This is a genomic window from Rhizobium sp. SVR5-9E, from assembly GCF_056755095.1.
Genome location: NZ_JBNDHS010000008.1, coordinates 48,073 through 68,685, shown reverse-complemented (window position 1 = coordinate 68,685; position 20,613 = coordinate 48,073). Strand labels below are relative to the sequence as shown.

At 60.1% G+C, this 20,613-nt stretch carries 16 protein-coding genes and 3 pseudogenes; 4 read left to right on the top strand and 15 right to left on the bottom strand.

Features of this window, described 5'->3' with window-relative positions:
* Position 1: 1 nt before the first annotated feature.
* From ACPYOJ_RS06805 to ACPYOJ_RS06765, 9 genes and pseudogenes are all read right to left on the bottom strand, one after another.
* Positions 2–3,055 (bottom strand): efflux RND transporter permease subunit, encoded by a 3,054-nt coding sequence (locus ACPYOJ_RS06805; RefSeq protein ID WP_481415566.1) that lies wholly within the window; start codon positions 3,053–3,055, stop codon positions 2–4.
* Positions 3,052–4,149, bottom strand: coding sequence for an efflux RND transporter periplasmic adaptor subunit (locus ACPYOJ_RS06800; RefSeq protein ID WP_481415565.1), 1,098 nt, complete (start codon positions 4,147–4,149; stop codon positions 3,052–3,054). Before ACPYOJ_RS06800 ends, ACPYOJ_RS06805 begins: the two co-directional genes overlap by 4 nt.
* A 1-nt stretch (position 4,150) precedes the next feature.
* Positions 4,151–5,210 (bottom strand): annotated as a pseudogene (locus ACPYOJ_RS06795) (efflux RND transporter periplasmic adaptor subunit).
* 1,004 nt (positions 5,211–6,214) lie between these two features.
* A complete protein-coding gene (locus ACPYOJ_RS06790; RefSeq protein ID WP_481415564.1) occupies positions 6,215–6,514 on the bottom strand; it encodes a hypothetical protein in 300 nt (99 codons plus the stop codon).
* A gap of 379 nt (positions 6,515–6,893) precedes the next feature.
* Complete coding sequence (locus ACPYOJ_RS06785; protein WP_481415563.1) at positions 6,894–7,322, bottom strand: DUF2092 domain-containing protein; 429 nt, start codon at positions 7,320–7,322, stop codon at positions 6,894–6,896.
* Positions 7,319–7,531, bottom strand: a complete 213-nt coding sequence (locus tag ACPYOJ_RS06780) for a hypothetical protein (RefSeq protein ID WP_481415562.1) — start codon at positions 7,529–7,531, stop codon at positions 7,319–7,321. The genes ACPYOJ_RS06785 and ACPYOJ_RS06780 overlap by 4 nt, the downstream gene beginning before the upstream one ends.
* Before the next feature lie 273 nt (positions 7,532–7,804).
* Positions 7,805–8,587 carry a 3-hydroxybutyrate dehydrogenase gene (locus ACPYOJ_RS06775; protein WP_481415561.1) on the bottom strand — a complete coding sequence of 261 codons (783 nt, stop codon included), beginning with the start codon at positions 8,585–8,587 and terminating at the stop codon, positions 7,805–7,807.
* Positions 8,588–8,613: 26 nt separating this feature from the next.
* Complete coding sequence (locus ACPYOJ_RS06770; RefSeq protein WP_481415560.1) at positions 8,614–9,372, bottom strand: acetoacetate decarboxylase; 759 nt, start codon at positions 9,370–9,372, stop codon at positions 8,614–8,616.
* A 26-nt stretch (positions 9,373–9,398) separates the two neighbouring features.
* A pseudogene (locus ACPYOJ_RS06765) lies at positions 9,399–10,568 on the bottom strand (patatin-like phospholipase family protein).
* Between the two features lie 148 nt (positions 10,569–10,716).
* Between ACPYOJ_RS06765 and ACPYOJ_RS06760 the strand changes: the two are divergent.
* Positions 10,717–11,403: a TetR/AcrR family transcriptional regulator gene (locus tag ACPYOJ_RS06760; protein WP_481415559.1), complete on the top strand. Its 687-nt coding sequence runs from the start codon at positions 10,717–10,719 to the stop codon at positions 11,401–11,403.
* A gap of 67 nt (positions 11,404–11,470) precedes the next feature.
* Complete coding sequence (locus ACPYOJ_RS06755) at positions 11,471–11,989, top strand: hypothetical protein (RefSeq protein WP_481415558.1); 519 nt, start codon at positions 11,471–11,473, stop codon at positions 11,987–11,989.
* Between the two features lie 212 nt (positions 11,990–12,201).
* Here the strand turns inward: ACPYOJ_RS06755 and ACPYOJ_RS06750 are convergent, their stop codons facing one another.
* Positions 12,202–12,693, bottom strand: a complete 492-nt coding sequence (locus tag ACPYOJ_RS06750; protein WP_481415557.1) for a hypothetical protein — start codon at positions 12,691–12,693, stop codon at positions 12,202–12,204.
* Positions 12,694–12,929: 236 nt separating this feature from the next.
* On the opposite strand from ACPYOJ_RS06750, the pseudogene ACPYOJ_RS06745 reads away from it, so the two are divergent.
* Positions 12,930–13,496, top strand: a pseudogene (locus tag ACPYOJ_RS06745) (alpha/beta hydrolase); the annotation flags it as partial.
* Positions 13,497–13,523: 27 nt separating this feature from the next.
* Here ACPYOJ_RS06745 and ACPYOJ_RS06740 read toward each other — a convergent pair.
* The 3 genes from ACPYOJ_RS06740 to ACPYOJ_RS06730 form a co-directional block, all read right to left on the bottom strand.
* Positions 13,524–13,601, bottom strand: a complete 78-nt coding sequence (locus tag ACPYOJ_RS06740; protein ID WP_481415606.1) for a hypothetical protein — start codon at positions 13,599–13,601, stop codon at positions 13,524–13,526.
* On the bottom strand, positions 13,588–14,325 hold the full coding sequence (locus ACPYOJ_RS06735; RefSeq protein WP_481415556.1) for a zinc-binding dehydrogenase: 738 nt from the start codon (positions 14,323–14,325) through the stop codon (positions 13,588–13,590). Before ACPYOJ_RS06735 ends, ACPYOJ_RS06740 begins: the two co-directional genes overlap by 14 nt.
* A 294-nt stretch (positions 14,326–14,619) precedes the next feature.
* Complete coding sequence (locus tag ACPYOJ_RS06730; RefSeq protein ID WP_481415555.1) at positions 14,620–16,065, bottom strand: DUF5939 domain-containing protein; 1,446 nt, start codon at positions 16,063–16,065, stop codon at positions 14,620–14,622.
* Between the two features lie 283 nt (positions 16,066–16,348).
* Between ACPYOJ_RS06730 and ACPYOJ_RS06725 the strand changes: the two genes are divergently transcribed.
* Entirely contained in the window at positions 16,349–18,250 is a 1,902-nt protein-coding gene (locus tag ACPYOJ_RS06725) for a potassium transporter Kup (protein WP_481415554.1), read from the top strand.
* A 521-nt stretch (positions 18,251–18,771) separates the two neighbouring features.
* Here the strand turns inward: ACPYOJ_RS06725 and ACPYOJ_RS06720 are convergent.
* Complete coding sequence (locus ACPYOJ_RS06720; protein WP_481415553.1) at positions 18,772–19,365, bottom strand: cysteine hydrolase family protein; 594 nt, start codon at positions 19,363–19,365, stop codon at positions 18,772–18,774.
* A 676-nt stretch (positions 19,366–20,041) separates the two neighbouring features.
* Entirely contained in the window at positions 20,042–20,578 is a 537-nt protein-coding gene (locus tag ACPYOJ_RS06715) for a hypothetical protein (RefSeq protein ID WP_481415552.1), read from the bottom strand.
* Positions 20,579–20,613: the final 35 nt, after the last annotated feature.

The following is a 20,613-nucleotide window of genomic DNA, read 5'->3' as shown; positions in this document are numbered from 1 at the left end:
CTCAGTTCTGCTCGACTTCGCGAGGAATCCGGAACCACGCGACATAGAGCGCCGGCAGGAAGAGAAGCGTCAGCGCCGTGCCGACGACGATCCCGCCCATCATCGCGTAGGCCATTGGACCCCAGAATATCTCATGCGAGATCGGAATGAGAGCCAGGGTCGCGGCCGCTGCCGTCAGCATGATCGGCCGCATGCGATGTTCCGTCGCCTCCACCACGGCATTCCACGCGGACATCCCCTCTGCGCGTAACTCCTCGATCTGGACGATCAGGATCACGGAGTTGCGGATGAGGATCCCGACCAGCGCGAGAACGCCGAGGAGTGCGACAAACCCCAAGGGCGAGTTGCTGGCAAGGAGCGCCACGACGACGCCGATGAGGGCCAGAGGGGCCACCGAGAAGACCAGGAGAAGCCTGTGGAAGCTCTGAAGCTGGATCATCAGGAGCGTCGCCATGATGACGAACATGGCAGGCGCCACCTTGGCGATCGGACCCTGCGACTTGGCGCTTTCCTCGACCGCGCCGCCCACTTTGACCGAGTACCCGGCCGGCAGCGTCTTTTCGAAGGCCGCAACCTTGTCGGAGAGCGCCTTCACGACAGTCGCCGGCTGCGTCGCATCGCCAATCCCCGCCTTGATCGTGATGGTCGGAACTCTGTCGCGCCGCCAGATGGTCGGCTGTTCGAGCTCATAGTGGAAGGTTGCGACCGATGTCAGCGGGACCGACTGGCCGCTGCTGCTCTGCAGTTGCAGATCAAGCAGCGTGTCGATCGAGCCGCGCTCCTTTTCCGCGGCACGGCCGATGACGTCGACCAGATAGATGTCGTCCCGGACCTGCGTCACGGCATTTCCCTGTACGACGGTGTTGAGCGCCATCGCGATGTCCTGGGAGGAAACACCGAGCTGCCTGGCCTTGTCCTGCAGCACGTCAATCTTCACGACACGGGCCGGCTCGTTCCAGTCGAAGGCAAGGTTCCTGAGGGAAGGATGGGAGCCGACGATCGAGCCCAGCTTCTGTGCCAGGTCGCGCACCGTCTGCAGATTTTCGCCGGACACGCGGTACTGGATCGGCTTGCCGACCGGGGGCCCGATGTCCAGTAGCTTCACATAGGCGTCCGTTCCCGGAAAGGTCTTCTGAAGGTAGGTTTCCATCTGCTGCTTCAGCTTGTCGCGGACGTCGAGATCCTTCGTGACAATGATCGTCTGGCCGAAGGACACGTCGGCCGGCTGCACGTCGAAGGATAGAAGGAAGCGCGGCGCGCCCCTGCCGACGTATGTCGACCAATGTTCGACGCCAGGGTTGCCGGCAAGCATCTCATGCTCGAATTGGGCCATCTGGCGGCTCGTTTCCGTAATCGAACTGTTCTGCGGCAGGTTCCAGTCGATGATCAGTTCAGGACGGTCGGAGCTCGGGAAAAACTGCTGTTGCACCATCGACAAGCCGACGATCGATCCAGCGAAGAGGAGAACTGTTGCGACGATCGTCATCCAGCGCCAGCGCAGGCAGAACTGCAGCAGGCTCGAAAACGCCCTGGCAAAGCGCCCCTTGTGCTCAGCATGCTTCTTCATTGTCTTCGGTAGAATGGTCACGCCAATCAGAGGCGTGAACAAAACCGCGACCACCCACGAAACGACGAGCGACACGGCAATGACGACAAAAAGAGTGAAGGTGAACTCGCCTGCGTTGCTCTTGTTGAAAGCGACAGGAATGAAACCCGCCACAGTTACGAGCGTGCCGGTAAGCATCGGGAAGGCTGTCGAGGTATAGACGTAGGTCGCGGCATTCCTCAGACTGTCGCCAGCTTCCAGCCGCGCGACCATCATCTCGACGGCGATCATGGCGTCGTCCACGAGAAGCCCGAGCGCGATGATCAGCGCTCCGAGCGAGATGCGCTGCAGCGAGATGCCGGTGTAGAGCATCACCAGGAAGGTGATGGCGAGAACCAGCGGGATCGCAACCGCCACAACCAGGCCAGCCCTCATCCCGAGGCTGATGAAGCTGATCGCGAGCACGATCGCGACCGCTTCGAACAGGGCCCTTGTGAAGCCCCCCACTGCCTCGTCGACCACCTTCGGTTGGTCGGAAACCTGTTGGACCGAGACGCCAACGGGAAGGTTCTCAACGATCCTGCTCATCGTCTTGTCGAGCGCTTCGCCGAAGGCAAGGAGGTTGCCGCCCGTCTTCATGCCGATCGCGAGCGCTATGGCCGGCTTTCCGTTAAAGCGGAAGAGCGAAGTTGGCGGGTCGACGTAGCCGCGCGTGATGGTGGCGACGTCCGTCAGCGGGAAAAAGCGGTCGTTGACCCTGAGATTGATCCTACGCAAGGTCTCTTCGGAGATGAACCGCCCGCCGACCCGCAAGGCAACGCGCTCCGGTCCGGTTTCGACAAAACCAGACTGCGTGACAGCGTTTTGCGCCTGCAGCGTGGCGATGATGGCGGAGCGGTCGATGCCGAGGGCGGCGATCTTGCGGGTCGAGAATTCGAGGTAGATCACCTCGTCCTGCGCACCGACCACGTCGACCTTGCCGACGTCGGGGATCTTGAGGATTTGCGTTCGGGCGTTCTCGGCGAAATCGCGCAGTTCCCGCTGGCTAAGTCCGCTGTCGTCCATGAAGGCAAAGATATTGCCGTACACGTCGCCGAACTGGTCATCGAAGAACGGTCCGACCACGCCTTGGGGAAACTCGTAGGTGATGTCGTCGATTAGATTGCGGACGCGCGACCAGGTGGGCTTCACGTCCCGCGCGTTCGTATCCGGCAGCAGGTCGACGAAGACGATCGTCTGACCGGCGGTCGTGATGCTGCGTGTGTGTTCGAGGTTGTCGAGTTCCTGCAGCTTTTTTTCGATGCGGTCGGTGACCTGCTGTGTCACCTCCTCAGCGGAAGCGCCCGGCCACCGGGCCTGGATCACCATCGTCTTGATCGTGAAAGACGGATCTTCTTCGCGACCGAGCCCGAGATAGGCGAAGGTGCCCGCTACCGCGAACATGATCATGAAATACCAGACGAGAGAACGATGCTTGAGCGCCCAGTCCGAAAGGTTGAATTTTTTCACGGGCGTAGCTCCGGTGCGAGTTTCACTTTCTGTCCATCGACAAGTTGGTCGATTCCGGCGACGACAATCTCTTCCCCTTCCCGCAGGCCCGATAGAACCTTGACGGAACGGGCGCCGGACGCCGGGTCATCCAGTTCAACCGGTCGCTTAGCCACGGTGGCTGTCGAGCGATCCACCACCCAGACCTGGATGGCGCCGCCTTCGCTGCGGATGGCGAAGACCGGTAGCGCGATGGCCTGTGTCCTTTCATCGACAAACGGCGTCGCGGTCACCACGGCGCCGAGTCGGAAGATGTCCGGGCCCTGATCGATGGCGATCTTCAGCCGATAGGTGCGGGTGTTCGGATCGGCCTGAGGCGCGATCTCGCGGACGACGCCAATGGCTTGAATCTTGCTGTCGAGCTGGAGGGCGACGCTGAAGCGGTCGTCCAGGCGAATGTTACTGAGCTGCGCCTCCGGAATGTCGACGATCACGTCGCGCTGTTCGAGGCGTGCCAGCTTCACGACCGGCTGGCCGGCAGAGACGGTCTGGCCCATCTCTACGAACGCGGCGGTGATGACGCCATCGAACTCGGCCCTCAGCTCGGAGTAGCCAAGCTGCTCATGCGCCTTCGCAAGGCTTGCCGTTGCTTTCGCAGCATTGGCGGTAGCCGACTTGAGCTGCTGTTCGGCAAGATCGTGATCGGCAACGCTTGCCGCATTGCGTTGCACGAGCCTTCGCTTGCGCATTTCGGTGGTCACGGCGTTCTCCAACTGCGCCTGAGCGTTGCGCAGATCGGCTTCCGCGCTCTTGACCGCGAGCTGGAGACTAAGAGGATCGATCTCCGCGAGGACATCGCCCTTGTGGACCAGGTCGCCCACGTCGACCTTGCGAGACACCATTCGTCCGAGCGTCCGGAACGCCAGATCGGTCTCGATACGGGCGCGTACGACGCCAGGCAAGCTTGGCGCCTGGTTGCTTTCGGCCGCAGCTATGACGACTTTAACTGGACGAGGACCCGAGTGCTCTCTTGCGACGGAGTTCTGATCGCAGCCTGCAAGAAGCGACATAGACAGAAGAAGCGAGAGAGAGGTGCATATGCGATTGAGAGTCATCTCACTTGCCATCCCAGGCGACTGCCTGGCCTTCCTTGAGGAACTTTCCACCTTCGGTCACGACCAGGTCGTGCGGGGCGACGCCGCCCGTGACGACGAAATCGCTCTGGCGGTATCGGCCGACAGAGATCTTCCGGAGCGAAACCGAGTGGTTTTTGCCGTTCACGAGCCACACGGCGGGTTCGCCTTCGGCTGATGCGATCGCGGTGTAGGGCAGCACGATTCCGTCGCGCGGCGCGGCCCGCAGCTTGCCCACCACGGGCGTCCCGAGCGGCCATGGCGTGCCGCCCTGGAGCCCCACCTTGATCCGGATCGTGCCACCCTTCCCATCTATGACGGGTGAAACCTCGCGTATGTTGCCATGGACGTCGCGGGAGGGGTCCGACACGGGTGCCACCTCGACGTCCTTCAACGGCCGGCCATCCAGGAAGAACGCCTCGAAGACATCGAACACTGCGTCTCGGGGACCGTCATGGGCGAGCGTGAAGGCGGACTGCGCTGCTGATACCACCTGCCCGGCTTCGATGCCGCGCGCGGTGATAATGCCGTCCGCGGTGGCCTTAAGCTCGGTGTATGACAGCGCGTCCTCGGCAGTCGCAAGCGCGGCCTCGCCGGTCTCGAGGGAAGACTGCGCGCTCAGCAGCTCCTTCTGCGCATCGTCAAAGATCGCCTGCGGGACAGCCTGCGACCTCAGGAGCGACCTCGAACGCTCGAACGCCAGTGTCTTCTGTGTAAGGACGGCCTGCGCCGACTCCAGCGCGGGCGACGCTGACGTCCGCCTGCTGTTCCGTGTCGTTGAGGCGGGCAAGAACGTCGCCGGCGTGGACATGCGATCCGATGTCGACCCTTCTCTCAAGAACCCGGCCGCTGACGCGAAAGGAGAGCTCGGTCTGAACCCTGGCCTTCATCTCGCCGGTGATTTCCGCACCGGGTTGATACTGAGCCTCGGCGGCCGCGACGACACGGACCTGCTGCTGTGGCGGCGCCACTTCAGCTTTGTCTTCGCAGGCAGCCAGAACTGCGCAGGCGAGACCAATTCCCAGCAATCGAAAGGACTGCATTTTTGCTCCGGTAAGGTTGCGAAGAGAGCCGCGTTGTTGATCGGCCAGCTTCAATCTGCTGCGTGTAAAAGGCCACTGCCAGATGTTGACAATGCCCACTTAATGGCAAAAGTAGGCGATGTCAACATCCTTCGGATCAAAAATGTTGACACACGCAACATTGATTCAAGTTGAACAGGTAAGACCAAGTCACCGGCAAGGGTCCTGAGCGGGCCACCACAGGTGTACCCCCGATGTTGTCAAACGAATTGGAAAGAAAACATCGCGGGCGGAGCAGAAGGCAAGGCGGCCTCGTGAAATACTGGAGGCCGCGTTTGAGGAGTTTGCGAGGAGAGAATATAGGGAAGTCCGGCTAAAGACGTCGCCACCCGCTAGGGAATAACAAAGGGAACGGTCTACCTCTATTTTCCGACCAAGGACGTTCTTTTCCAGGAAATGCTTCGGAACAACTCCGCTTCATCCGCGGATCTAGCGACCGCCATCGACAGCCTTCGGGAATCCTGCGCCGACCGATTACGGGCCCTGCTGCGAAGGCCGGATATGTCGCGCGACATCCGGCCTCAGCCTCTTCAACATGCCGAGCTGAATCTAATTTCCACTAGAAGCGCGATTGTAATCCGACGGCGGGACTTCGCCCGTGACCAAGATGTTTCCCTGGATCTTATAGGCGGCCGCAGCCTGAAGCCAACCGACCGCATCTTCCGATGTCCATGCCGTGCCCTCCGGCGGCAGGCTCTCAAACAGCCGGCAATTAGAGGATTGACAGACTGGGAACCGCCATGGCCGCCGCTCTGGTTCGAGCCGCCCTCTCCGCTGCAAACAGGCCGGTCGGAGCGGCTCTGATCGGAAGAGGTCGCATATTCTCCGCCAGATGAGCCTGAAGACCTGGTGTGAGACGAACCTGAAGAACCCCCGTGAGATGAACCCGACGACGCCGCGTTAGCGGAGCCCACGCTGCCTTGGGACGAACTCGATGACGCTGCGCCATAGGAACCCGTAGAGGATCAAGACTGATCTCCATAGGAAGAATAAGTCATTCCGCCGGCGCTCGAGGCGGTGGCCGCACCAGTGACGACGCCCGCCGCATACCCGCCTAGGACGTACGCGTCGCGGCGATTGTATCCACGCCCATAGTCTCCACCGCCATACTCTCCCGGACCATCGTCGCCTACACCATGGTCTCCACGACCATAGTATCCATGGCCAAAGTATCCATTGCGATTGCCCGAGACCTTGAGATCGCCAGAGTTGTTGACGGTAAGGTTGCCCGAGTCCTTCGCGACGATATTGCCCCCGGAGTTCATGAAGGTGCGGTTTCCATTGATGTTACCCCCCGAGTTAAGGGTGTTGCGGACGCTTCCGGACAGGTTGCTCCCTCTGTGGCTTGGACCTTCCGCCAATCGCCCCTTTGCGCCGCCGACATCTGGCATACGAGTACGTGGGTTCACTGGTGGACGGTTCTGCGCGCCCACCGGCGGCCGACCGTGGCTCGCCATCGGCGGACGTGGGGGGCGGCCTATCTGCGGACGTGGGGGGCCGCCCGGCCCTGCCGACGGAAATGGGGTGGCCCTCCAGACGGGAGGGGTGGCGGACCTCCAGGTGGCGCAAACTGACCGAAGGCAATGTCCGATGTGATGGCCGTCAAAGCGAGAAAAGCAAGGCAGGTGCGCTTCAGATAGTTCATCACCTGCTCCCTTCCGTTCCCAACGCGACGGCTGGTGTCGGATCGATCTTTTTCACATCCGCAGGAGGCGCAAACGTGAATTCGGAGTCGGACAGAGGCGGCTGGGTCTTCCAACTGGTGAATTCGGCAACGAAGCTTGGTTGGCCCTGCAGCAACGGATAGGTGACGACCAGACGATGCGGCGTCGTCGCGTCATTCTTCTCGACCCACAATTCCACATCGATGCCGGACTTCCGTGAGAAAAGCAGATGCCGGCACTCGACACAGTCAACATTGGCGGTCCCTACCTGTGAGGCGGACAAGGCGTCCCCTAGCAGCACTTCGTCCGGAGAGCGCGCAAAAAGCGCGCCGAGCGGAAAATCGACGTCCAGCTTGGTTGCGACCTCGTCGAGCGCGGACGGTATGTCGTCCGACGCGGAGATCGTCATGTGCCGTCGTAGAATAGATCGTGTCTGCCGTCATCGCCGACAAACTCGACGGCGCTGACCGTTCTTGCCGTGACCGACAAGTCCCTCGCATGCAGGGTCTTTCCCATCTGCGAAACGGCAGTCGCTGCCTCGTCGCTGATCGCCGGTTTCACCGGCGGGGGCTGGTCATCTGCTCGGGCTGTCGGCAGCGCGGCGAATCCTACGAACATGCCGAGCGCAGTGGTCTGGACGGCCTTCCGCAGTCTCGCATGCTTACGACATCGACGGAGCGGCTCGTGGCCACCGAACGTCGTTGGGCGTGCGAGACAACCCGCCGCAAATCATTGAAGACTGCCATGTTCATTTCCTTTGATACTAAAGAACGAGAGCGCGCCAGGCCACTGCGGCTCGTCGCGAGGTAAAGCTGGTCCCGGGTGCAGAAGTTCCTGTCCCACGGCGTCACAAGGGGTGTCGCCGTTCGTCCGTCTGTTCGCGATTTGATCCTACTGCATGAACCAGCCGTGGCTCACGACCAGCGACTGACCCGTCACGGCGTTCGAACTAGCCGCCGCGAAATAGAGAACGGCGTCGGCCACGTCATCGGTGCTGGTGAACTCGCCGTCGACCGTGTCCTTGAGCATAACCGTCTTGACTACCTGCTCCTCGCTGAGGCCGAGTTCCCGCGCCTGCTCGGGGATCTGTTTGTCGACGAGCGGCGTGCGAACGAAGCCGGGGCAGACGACGTTGGCCGTGACGTTGTGCTCGGCTCCTTCCTTTGCGAGCACCTTGGCCAATCCGATCAGACCGTGCTTCGCCGTGACATAGGGCGCCTTCAGCTTCGAGGCTTCCTTGGAGTGCACAGAACCCATGTAGATCACCCGGCCGTAATTGGCGGCATACATGTGCTTGAGGCAGGCGCGGGTGGTCAAAAAGGCGCCGTCGAGATGGATCGAAAGCAGCTTTCTCCAGTCAGCAAAGGGAAAGTCGACCAGCGGCCTGACGATCTGGATGCCAGCATTGCTGACGAGCACGTCGACCTTGCCGAACATGGCGACCACGTCGTCAACGGCCTTTTCCACCTGCTCCTCGTCGGCGACGTTCATCGCAACGGCGAAGGTATCGCTGCCCTTGCTTTTGATCTCGGCGGCCGTTGCGTTCGCTGCGTCGAGATTAAGGTCGGCGACTACGGGGATGCCGCCTTCGGCGGCGAACCGAAGCGCTATCTCTTTGCCGATGCCGCTTGCGGCTCCTGTGACAATCGCCACTCGTCCATCAAATCGAGTCATGGATAGTTCCTTTCAATTGCAGGAGATCAGTCGTTTTGGAAGTAATCGAACACGACCTCGCCGAGGCCGAGCGTCAGGTCGGCAACGTAATGGCTGGCCGACGTGACCTCGCGCACAGGTAGACGCGCGACGTCGCACATTGCGTGATCGAACAATTGCAGGGCCGCCATCCCTGCCCATGCGCCCTTCAGCGTCACATCCTCGAGATAGTAGCGCACCAGTTCGCAAATCCGCGGCGAACCGTCCACGTGCGGGATGACCTTCAGCACGAAGGCTGGCTTCGCCATCGCTTTTGCCAGCGGCTCCAGCGGGAGCTCGCGATGCTTGTAGCCCATGGTCGCCGTCACGCACAAAACCGAGCCGTAGTGGAGCGTCCCGACCAGCGTCTCCTGCTCGTGCGACAGCTTCGGAGTCGCCAGTTTCTTTGGAAAGCCCCAAATCTCGCGGCCGCCGGCGATCGGAGAGTTGTCGTCAAGATACATAGCATGCACGTAGCTGCCTTCCTGCACCCTGCCCGATGACGTCGTGAACCGCACCGGAATGACCTGCCCGGTTTCCGTATAGTCGCCGAATCCGGTCGAATCCGGCATGCGGATGAATTCATAGGCGACAGTGTCGCTGATGACTTCCAGCGGCTCCGGCACGAGGGCGCGAAGGGCCTCCGGATCGGTCCGGTAGTTGATGACGACAAATTCGCGGTTGTAGAACTTGTAGGGTGGCCTCGGATAGGCGGGGTTGTTGAGCGGCATCGCGAAGGCATCCTCGCGGATTGTGGCGATCTTCATGTCGTGCTCTTCTCTTTGGTGAAAACTCAATCGAAGTCGAAAATAGCCACACCGTCCGGCGTGTCGGGCCGCTGCAGCACCTCGGGGTGGCGCAGTGTTCGAAGCGCGTCGTTGTAGCCGGAGGTCCAGTGCTCCTCCATGGTCAGGCGGGAGAACTCGTAATCCTTGGAGCTAGCTTCGTAGTTCTTGGCCCGGTACACGAGCTGGACGATGTTGTAGACCTTCTCGTCGGCCTGATCGACGAGAAGCTTGATCTCCGGATCGGCCCGCAGCAGCGCGTCCTTGGGGACGAGTTCGACCAGATGACCTAGGGCGCGATTAGCCGCTGCTGCGACCTGAATTGGTCGGTCGCCACGCGCGTGCGGCTCGAGAACCGGATATCCTTCTGCCGCAGTTCGATTCCAAGGAGGTCACGCGGGAACTCGCCCCGCGCGCTCCAAAGGTCGACCTGAAAGGTCAGCGTGTCCTGGCGCGGCGAGTTGTCGAGCACCCATTGCAGCGGCGTGTTCGATACGAGGCCCCCGTCCCAGTAACACTCGCCGTCAATCCTAGCGGCAGGGAAGCCGGGCGGCAGGGAGCCGCGCGCCATGATGTGTTCGGGGCGGATATCGTGGCTCGTGGTGTCGAAATACTCGAAGTTGCCAGTGCGTACGTTGACCGCACCGACGCTGAAACGCATCACTCCCGTGATGCGGTCGAAGTCCACCAGCCGCTCCAGCGTCGCCTTGAGCGGTGCGACGTCGTAGAAGCTTTCCGCCTCGATACGACCGGCGGATGAAAAGAAAGGTGGAACCGGACGGGGCGTGAAGAACCCCGCGGCGCCGTTCATAAGGGTTGCAAAGGCGTGCGTCTGATTGAGCAGGCCACGCGCGAAGTCACCCTGGAACGCTCCAAAAATTGCCGAAAAGAGAGTGGGAATCCCGTGAGCAGGGACGGTTACCGTCTCCCAGAAGCTCCGGAGCGCCTCCACTCGCCTGTCGGGCGGATTGCCGGCAATCAGGGCACTGTTGATGGCGCCGATGGAGATGCCGGCGACCCAGTCCGGATGCAGACCGGCTTCGGCCAGAGCTTGATAGACGCCGGCCTGATAGGAACCGAGCGCCCCGCCCACCTTGCAACAACAGAGCGATACGCTCGAACGGATGACGCTCCTTTGTGCGGTGCGTTTTGCGTCCGACGGAATGATGAATATCCATGAAGTGTCGCCTCTGTTGCTGGTTCGCGCTGCCTTCCGGAAGATGGAGCGCATGTTGACATCGCCCACTTAAAGGCTGGAGTGGACAATGTCAACATCTTCCAAGCAAAATGTTGACAAGAGCAACTTACCTCTCTAAATCGACGGATATGACCCAAGACATTTCCACCAGAAAACAGCGGCCCTATCACCACGGCGACCTTCACAGGGCGATTGTCGAGGCCGCGCTCGACGCGTTGAGCGAGTCTCAAAGCACAGAGTTTTCGCTTCGGGAGCTCGCCCGTCGGGCGGGCGTCAGTCACAACGCCCCGTACAAACACTTCGCCGACAAACGCGAATTGCTGGCGGCCGTCTCGGCGGTGGGGTTCGAACTGCTGGCCGAGCGCATGGCTGAAGCGACCAGGGAACTCGACAGCCCGCGCAAGAGGCTGGCGGCGATGGCCCGCGCATACGTCTGCGGCGGCGTCAACAATCCGGCGCTCTACAGATTGATGTTCGGGGGCTACCTCGCCGGCCAGGACGAAGGGCGTCCCGCGATCGAAAGAACCGCGGCCTACAACATGAAAGCCCTTATAGTTGCGGCGATTTCCGACGGCGCTCTCGGGCGTCCAATTGCAGATAACGAGGCCAATACCCGCACCATCGATGGAGCGATCCTCGTTTTTTGGTCACAGATGCACGGTCTGACTTTATTGCTGGCGGACCGCCTCGTCGGGCCTGGCGACAAGATGGAGGAGCTGACCGAGAACGTCCTGCATGGAATGCTCGACGGGTTGGTGAACAGCATCCCCGCAGTGCCGGAAGGCGTTTGGATAGGCCCTCCGCTAGCAGGCTAGAAGTACTGATTACGCCAGGCACGTAGCTTGTCGGCCGCGCCGCTTTCGATCCGAGAGGAGAATTCTCATGGACCCATACATCTCTGCCCTCACGGGCCTCGCCGGCGTCGCGCTCGGAGGTCTCGCCTCGTTCGCCACCGCCTGGATGACGCATCGGTCCCAGGTGAGGGAAAAGCATCGCGAGGTCGAGGTAGCCAAACGCGAAAAGCTGTTTTCGGATTTCATAGCCGAGGCCACGCGGCTATACGGCGATGCGATAAGCCATCAGAAGGACGACGTCTCGGACCTAGTGCTTCTTTATGCATTGGTCGCTCAAATGCGCCTGATTTCATCACGGCCGGTCGTGGACGCGGCCGAACTGGCGATGGCGAGGATCGTCGAAACCTACCTGACCCCCAATCGCTCGCTCTCTGATATGCGCGACCTCGCGCAGTCCGGCGCGATGAACTTTCTCCTGGATTTCGGCGAGGCTTGCCGCGCTGAACTGGCGGGAGGGCGCGCCGCATCTTCCGCGATGGGGTACTATAAACCTCGCGAACGTGATAACGCTCAACATCCCAAGCCTTCACTTTTATCAGCTCACTGAACCAACTTGGTTTCCCTCCGGGCCCACCACCTTTTATTCATCTCAACGGGTTAACCGGTAAGTGACTCGTGGATTGGACTACTTCTCCCCCGCGGCGCGTAGAGCCATAGGCGTCGCGTCAAGCTTCTTGAGATATATCTGAGTTATCCCGAATATTTTTATGCCCCAGCGGTTTTTTGGACGGCGAAAGGATCGGCGCCGCCCTCGCCATTTCATTGGCGTAGCTCGTGCGCAGGCCATTTAGGGTGTAACCCGGCGGGATACCTTTCAAACTGCCCTCTGGTTCGTAAGGCTCTTTCGGGAGAACGGCTTGCATAGTGCGTCTTAAGGATGGTGCCGCCCTTGGTCTGATCAAGAGCGGCCAGCACTTCTTGAAGCTCGGGACGAACGACCACCGTCACATACTCGTTTCCGCCGTTATTTTCGTCTTTGCTCGTCCAGAATTCGACTACCGTCACAACGCGGACCTCGTTAGTACTGTCATCGATGTAGCGATGAGGGTGAAGCTCGCCCCATGAAACGAGAGCGACGTCACCGCGCCGGTTGCCGAGGAAGCGAGCGAACGCGAAGGCGGTGCGTGCGGCACTCCCAAGCTTATGGAAGTTCTCAAACCGTTCGACGTACTCCGCTGGCCATGGCATGTGGCCTTTGGGCTTCGGAAGTTTATGTTGCTCGATGTCTTCCCAAGGTTCCGCAGACACCATTTCTTTATTACCGCGGCGGTGTAGAGCTTGCGAATGAGAATCGGGACGCGTTTCGCCTTTTGGGGGGAGTGGCTAGCCACCTGACTGCGCAATGGTGGTAAGATTTCCTCCTCAGGCGTGGCAATTTCCACCTCTCCGAATGTCGCCATTGTCCTCGGGAGAGATCCGAGCTTCAAGGAAGGTTTTCGGGTCGGCTTGCCTACCGCATAGCGCGCTTCCCCGCCGCCGGCGGCGAAATGATCAAGGATCGTGTGAACAAAGTGACGCTCGCCCCCATCGAGGAGTTCCGATGCGATTCCGACCTCTTTGGCGAGCTTGTGCGGGATGAAACTGCCCATTGCAGATGCGCAGGGCATTCGAACGAGGATTGCAGACAAGGGAGAAGGAGCTGGCGCTTGCTCCCCTTCTCGGCTCACTTAACCGCTGAAACAGGACTCGATCAATGTTCAAGAAACACGACCTACGCTTCCCGCCGAGGGGGAATCGAGCTCTCCGCGTGGCTGTTCGTTCCGGAGGGACACAAGCTGCCACTTCCGGCCATCACTATGGCGCACGGATATGCCGGGACGAAATATCATGGCATCGAGCCCATCGCGGAAGCCTTCGCAGAAGCTGGTTTCGTAGTGCTGGTGCATGATCATCGCGGCTTCGGCGAAAGCGGTGGCGAACCGCGGCACGACATCAATCCCTGGCAGCAGATCACCGATTGGCGCCGCGCTATCTCTTATCTGCAGGACCGCCCGGAAGTGGACGATGAGCGCGTGGGACTGTGGGGGACGAGCTTCGCAGGCGGCCACGCCCTCGTTCTCTGGTGCAAGCCCTGTCGCGTTCTAAACGACGGTCAAGACAATTTTCCCCATCGTCGCGCCACTCTCAAGCAGCCGATGGGCGGCCTCAACCTTTTCCAGTGGAAACGTCTTGCCGACTGAGGAACGGATACGGTTGTTCGCAACGAGCGGCAATACATCGTGTGACCCCAGCTTTGCGATGCGTCGCCTTCTCCGCCTTCGACAGTGGCCGTAGGGTGGAACCGACGAGGGTCAGGCGGCGGCGTAGAAGCGGCTCCAGATCAGCGGAAATCTTGCGGCCGCCCTGAAGCGAAATGATCGCGCAACGACCGTCGGCTGCCATCGCCTTGAGATTGCGGTCGATATAGTCGCCGCCAACCCTGTCCAGCACGACGTCTGCCCCCCGCCCTCCGGTCGCCTCGACGACGGCCGCTACGAAATCGACGCTGCGATAGTTGATGGCCACGTCGGCGCCTAGCGTTTGGCAGTAAGCGTATTTTTCGTCCGAACCGGCGGTCACCGCCACCTTTGCATCCATCGCCTTGGCACGCTGAACCGCGTGGCTTCCAATGCCGCTCGAGCCACCGCGAATGAGGACCCATTCGTGTCGTTTCAGGGCCGCCCGTTCAACCAGGTTGTATTCCACCGTCATTGCGACCTCGGGAAGCGCGGCGGCGGTGATGAAGTCGATTTCGTCTGGAAGCACGATGACTTGATCAGCTTCGGCGATGGTGTAGTCGGCGTAACCGCCACGGTGGACGAGCGAGCACACCCGTTGACCGGGTTTCAGGCCCACACCGTCTCCGACTGCCTCGAGACGGTCCTCAGCGGCTGAGCCAGCCAAAAGGGCGGTCCTCCCCGCCTAATTGTCTCAGATAAAGGCGAGCTTGGGCAGTCCCTTTTTCGTCGCCACCACCTCACTGGATCCCATTCAGAAGTAGCTTGCCGCCGTGGAGACGATCTGTTCGCCGGTGCTCATGCGCAAAACTTCATGCGACGGGATCCGCCGGTTCGGAGACTTCGGCGTCTCGAGCGACGTCCACGAGGAATGTCGTTTACTCGGTCGTTGTGACAAGAAAATCGGTTCGCACTCAAGCAACCCTCAGTTCAAAGCCGCCGCGATACCACCTCGCGACATCTAACCGGGCGTCACGCGGTACACACATGCAGCTCCTTCCACACCCCGAAGAGAAGCCTCGAAGGCAACCCACTTGTGACCGGTGAGGAGATGGCCGACACCCGGCGCCGAAAACAGCGCTTCGGAAATGCATATTTCCCCTGCGTCAGCCAGCGATTGCACGCGCGCGGCAACATTCACAGTTTGGCCGAAATAATCGAGGTTTTCGTTCAAGGTCACGGCGATGGAGGGGCCGCAATGGGCTCCGATCTTGAGAATGATGCTGGGATCGCCATGCTCGGCATTGTAACGCTCGATTTCCCACAGGATGTGAAGCGCGGCCGAGACAGCATCCGTCGGGCGGGAGAACGCAGCCATCACGGCGTCACCTATTGTCTTGACGATCGCCCCCGAATGCTCCTGCACGGTTGCGCCGAGCAATGCAAAATGCTCGCGGACAAGCGCATAGGCATTAAGATCGCCGAGTCGTTCATACATTGCGGTCGATCCCTTGAGGTCCGTGAACAGCAGGGTCACCTGACGAATACCCAAACCTTCCTTCTCGTCGACGCATTCCGAGCGAAACAGCCGTCGAAAGGTCTGCCGGGCAAGCAGCATTCCGCCCGAGACATAAGGATCGAAGTCGAGAGCCGGCTTGATCTTCTGCGCCAGGATTTCGGTCGGCCAATTAATAAGCAGCAATGAGCCACGAGCGGCACCGGAGTTTTGCACTTCGACGATGACCGGACCGGGCGACACAGCCGCCAGAGAAGCGGAAAACCGCTGCCCGTCATATCCGATCCGCAGGAGAGTCGGCACTGCTGCGGGCTCGCCTGTGACGGCCACCGCAAAAGCGGCCTGGGTTTGAACGTTGATGCCTGCCAAGGCGCCTGAACCAAGCTCCGCCCGCAAGGTTGTGACCGAGCCCGGCGGGAGGAAGGAAAGGCCACGAACCAGCCCATGCAGGACGTCGAGAAAGCGGACCTGTTGGCCGGGTATCCGTCCATCGCCAAGGAATCTGGACTTCCAGTGAAAATCCTCAACCGAGAGCGAGCCGGGATCATGAAACATCAGCCGGCGGAGTTGCGGCGACACCGTGAAGGTGACCTCGATGAAGTCGTCGAGGTCGGCTTCGCCGGTGACGTCGCAGAGGCCGCAGACATAATGGGTCTTCAACGTTCGCAAGGCGCGGAAACTGTCGAGCACCATGCCGGACTGGGGACACACCACGTCCCAACTCATCTCGAACAATCCGCTTCGGGTCGCGTGGAGAAACAAGTCGATGCTTTCGGCCTCTGCGATGACCTGGTCGCGAGCAAATGCCAGGGGATTGACGCGATAGAGGGCCAAGTCGTCGCCACTGCGGATCAGCGCTTCCAATTTAGAAATAACGCTGGGACTCCAGGACCGGGCCCGACCGATCTCGGTCATCTTGCTTTCAAGAAGCCGCTCCTGAACGTAAGTCATTTACCAGCCCTGAGTCTCGCTATCGTCAGAATTGAGCCCGGCCTAGAGCCTCTTTCTGCTATTTAAGACTATAGCAAAAAATGGAACGCCGGTCCGCTTCGGGGTCAACTCGACAATGTCTCGACGCCTTCAAGTGCGCCCGTTCATGTGGGAGAGACGGCATCCCGGCGAGGTTTCATCACCGACCATCATCATCCCTTTCGAACCAATGTCATTTCCGAGCGTTGCCGGTATCATTGGCATCGCCTACAAATCCATTCACACCTCAGTCAGGACCTGTTCGTTGACCTACCCTCAACTGCGATCCGAAGACCCCGAACTCGACCATGAAACTCGGAGCGGTCTTCCTTCGCTCGTGCTTGCGGCGCTAGGTGTGGTCTATGGCGATATCGGCACCAGTCCCCTCTACGCCTTCAGGGAAGCGCTTCATGCGACGGCCGGCTCGGGCTCGCATCGTGACAACGTGCTGGGAATCCTATCACTTATCGTCTGGGCTCTGACGATCGTCGTGACAGTAAAGTACGTCAGCTTCGTCCTGAAGGCCGACAATCGCGGCGAAGGAGGAACTCTCTCCCTGATGACCCTCGCGCGCGAGAGCCTGTCCGGTAGACCCGCATGGGTCCTGGTGCTTGGCGTCGCCGGAGCCTCGCTCTTTCTCGGAGACGCAATCATCACTCCGGCGATCTCAGTCCTCTCGGCGGTCGAGGGAATTCAGGTCGTAGCCCCGGCCCTTTCCAACTGGGTGGTGCCGATCACCCTCACGATCATTGCAGTCCTGTTCTTCGTCCAGCGGTTCGGAACGGGTGGCGTCGCATCGGTGTTCGGGCCGATCATGGCGCTCTGGTTCGCCGCTCTTGGGGTGAGCGGGGCGATTCACATCCTCGATGACCCGGCTATCCTCGGCGCGATCAATCCGCTCCACGCAATGCGGTATGTCTCGAGCAATATCGGCCTCGCGGTCGCCGTGCTGGGGGCGGTGTTCCTTGCGGTGACGGGGGCCGAGGCGCTCTACGTCGATCTTGGCCATTTTGGCAGACGTCCGATTGTGACGGCATGGTTCTCGCTCGTTTTTCCATGTCTTCTGCTCAACTACTTCGGCCAGGGGGCGTTCGTGCTCGCTAATCCCGGAATGGCCGCGCATCCGTTCTTCGGAATGCATCCGGAATGGGCGAGGATTCCGATCGTGTGCCTCGCCACTGCTGCGACGGTGATCGCAAGCCAGGCGGTCATCTCCGGCGCCTACTCCCTCGTCCGTCAGGCGATGCATCTGAACTTGCTGCCACGGCTGCAGATCTTGCATACATCGGAGACGCATTCCGGGCAGATCTTCATGCCGCAGGTCAACAGTCTGCTCTTCGTCTTCGTAGCCGCCCTTGTCGTCTTCTTCCAGAACTCGAGCGGTCTGTCGGCGGCCTACGGGATCGCGGTCACGGGTGAGATGCTTATCACATCGGTTCTGCTGTTCGTGGTCATGCGACGCATCTGGGGCTGGAAGCCGGCGAGCGCTGCGGCCGTAGTCGTTCCTCTTTTCCTGATCGACACCGGATTCTTCGCCGCCAACGTCGCCAAGTTCGCAGATGGCGGCTGGGTGCCTGTTCTCGTCTCGTCGACCATGATCCTGATCATGCAGACGTGGATGGCGGGGCGACGGCTGCTCGCCGCCCGCACGAAGGCAGACGAGATTCCTCTGGCAGTAATCATCGACAAGCTTGCGCAGAAGAAACCTCCGACAGTTCCGGGCACGGCCGTCTTCCTGACGAGCGATGTCGAGGGCGCGCCAACGGCGCTCTTGCACAGCCTGAAGCACTACAAGGTCCTCCATGAACAGAACGTCATCCTCAGCGTCGTGACGGCGACGAGGCCCTTCGTGCCAGACGACGAAAAGATTTTCCTGGAAAGCTTCAATCCTCTCTTCAGCCGTCTTGTCATCACCTTCGGCTATATGGAAACGCCCAACATTCCACGTGCACTTGTCCTTGTGCGCAAACTCGGGCTGAAGTTCGACATTATGTCCACGTCCTTCTTCCTGTCGCGCCGGACGATCCTTCCATCGAAGAAAGGAGGGATGCCCCTCTGGCAGGACCGGCTGTTCATTGCGCTCGCCCAGAACGCCAGCAATGCGACAGATTACTTCGGACTTCCAACCGGCCGGGTCGTCGAACTCGGTCTTCAGACGGTGATCTAGCGCTGCGCGGATGAGCGTCAGACATAAACGCGCCGCACCACCACCATGGGAACGCAGATCTCCTTGCAGGTCCCTGATCCGAAGTCGAACTGGCAAAGATCGATGCCTTCGTTGCGGAACTACGAGCGTCTGACCGCGTGAAGTTCTCAGTGAAGGAACAGAGAGAGGCCGAACGAGCTGCTGGACCACACCGCCGAAGAGGCACCGGCATCCTAAACAATCAATTGTACATCGGTCGCCTGATATTCAACAGGCTGGCCTACCGCAAGAACCCCGTAAGCGAACGACGCGTGTCACGGCTAATTCGCCCGAGCACCACGTCGTTGAGGAAGTGCCGTCACTTCGCATTGTGAATGACTCGCTTTGGAAGAGAGTGAAGCGACGGCAAGCTAAGCTAACCAACGGATTGACCGCTTGGGGCCCGCAGCATCATTCGGCGAAGTCACCTCCGCCGGGGACGCTAGCGCTGCGGCCCGATAGCAAGCCATTGGATTTCTTCGCTTATGTGGAGATGGTGATACTCAGCCGTGTGCTTGCCGCAGGACGTCATCCGCGGTCATCAGCTCGAGTTGAACGGAAAAGCGGTTTCGCAGCAGTTCCAGCGAGGCTTCATGCGTTTGGTCGTCGCCGCTGCAGAGGGCATCCTCGATGAGGATGATGCGGTACCCAAGGTCGACGGCCCCGAGCAACGTCGCCATGACGCAGACATCAGTTTCGCCGCCCGTAATCACCAGCGTTTCGACTGCTTGCCTTCGCAAAGCAATATTGAGCCTGCCGTCGAGCCATGGGGAATAGATTTTCTTGTCGAATAAGGAAGCCGGCGGCACCAGCCTTTGCAGTGCAGGGACAAGCTCCAGCATCTCCGCCGGCAGATGTTCGCCGGTCATCATCCACCATTTTTCATAGTAATTTCGCCATGCGCCGTTTGCCATGTCTTTCGTTTCCGGCGTCAGGAAGCGCGTGAAAATGGTGCGTTCGGGATGGCTCGAGGCGATCTCAAGCACCTGCGGCAGCACGCGATCCATCCACGCGACATGCCAAGGCGTGTCTTCCGCGAAGAGACGTTGCATGTCGACACAGATATGGCGCCAGTTTTCGAGCCTGCCTTTGTTCATAGAATCTCCTCTGATCTCTAATTCGGCACAAGGTCGTCGGGTTCCCTGAATCTTGGTGGGGATGGGGTGGCGCACGTCCGGATTGGCGAGGACCAGCGGTGGCTCAAGGGATCGCAAGCCAAGTGGGGGACGCCGGCTCGAGGAGATGACGAACTCTGCAGGCAACTGCAGCGAGATGACTGCCTTCTCGTCTGGACGGGGAAGTGGCGATCGGCCGCGTTCGTTCCTCCTTCCCGACTAGCCCGGTTTCGATCTCCAAACCGCCCGGCGCGTGGACAAGATAAATCAGCTCGGAGCCATTCAGAACGGCCTCAGCCGGATCTCTATCCATCGCTGCGATGAGGATGTTTGGTGTTGCGTTTCCATCGAGCATTTTCCGCTCCTCCCAAAAGGGCAAGAGCAGATTGTCTCCCAAGCGGTCCACACCCGTAGAAATTGAACCGACGGAGTACAATGGTCCCATGCGAGATTTGTTCCATCAGTCTCAGATGAATCGGCAACTGTGCGCTTCCGCTTAGGAACATTGTCGAACTCAGATTGTTGAGGCAGTGGACCGGTTGGTTGCGCAGTCCCTCACTTCCAGGTCCGCGCGGCAAGGGCTCGCTTCAGTCATGGCGAGCCCTTCGATCCTAATTCTAATTAATTATTGACGCGCAGGCTCCCCGGAGCTTTATTTTTATGCGCTGTAGCCCCCCAGCACAGCGCATGACGGCCACGGGTCCCCGATATCCCGAGGCCCGCCATAAGACCAAGGGCTTGCCGTCTCCGACCCTTTTGGACGAGCCCTTGGTCGTTTTAAGGCCGGACGCCACAAGGTCTTGTTCGCTCGCTCCTGAGCATCATCGAGCTTGCTGCTCAACACCTCGACGCAGGTCGCGACCTTATTGATGCTCTCGATCGCGGTGTCGAGTTTCCCCGCAAGCGATTCCACCACGCGATCGACGCGCGCGTTTGCCGCCTCAATCCCCTTCTTGTTTTCCGCCGTCGCCTCAAGAGCTCTCGTCACCTGGAATGAAAGCGGTGGAATTTGCGACACCTGCTGGGTGTCGTCGAAAACCTTCTGTGTCCGCTCTTGAGCACTTCGGATATCGGCGATGTCGCGGTTAAGACTGACCCATACCCCGCCGATAATGAACGCGTTGACAAGAGCGGCGCCTATGATGGCGATGAAATGTGCCGGATAAATCTTCGGCTTCTCGACTTCGGTGTTCATGGTGTCTCCATTCATTCCTGCGCCCCCTGCCCTTC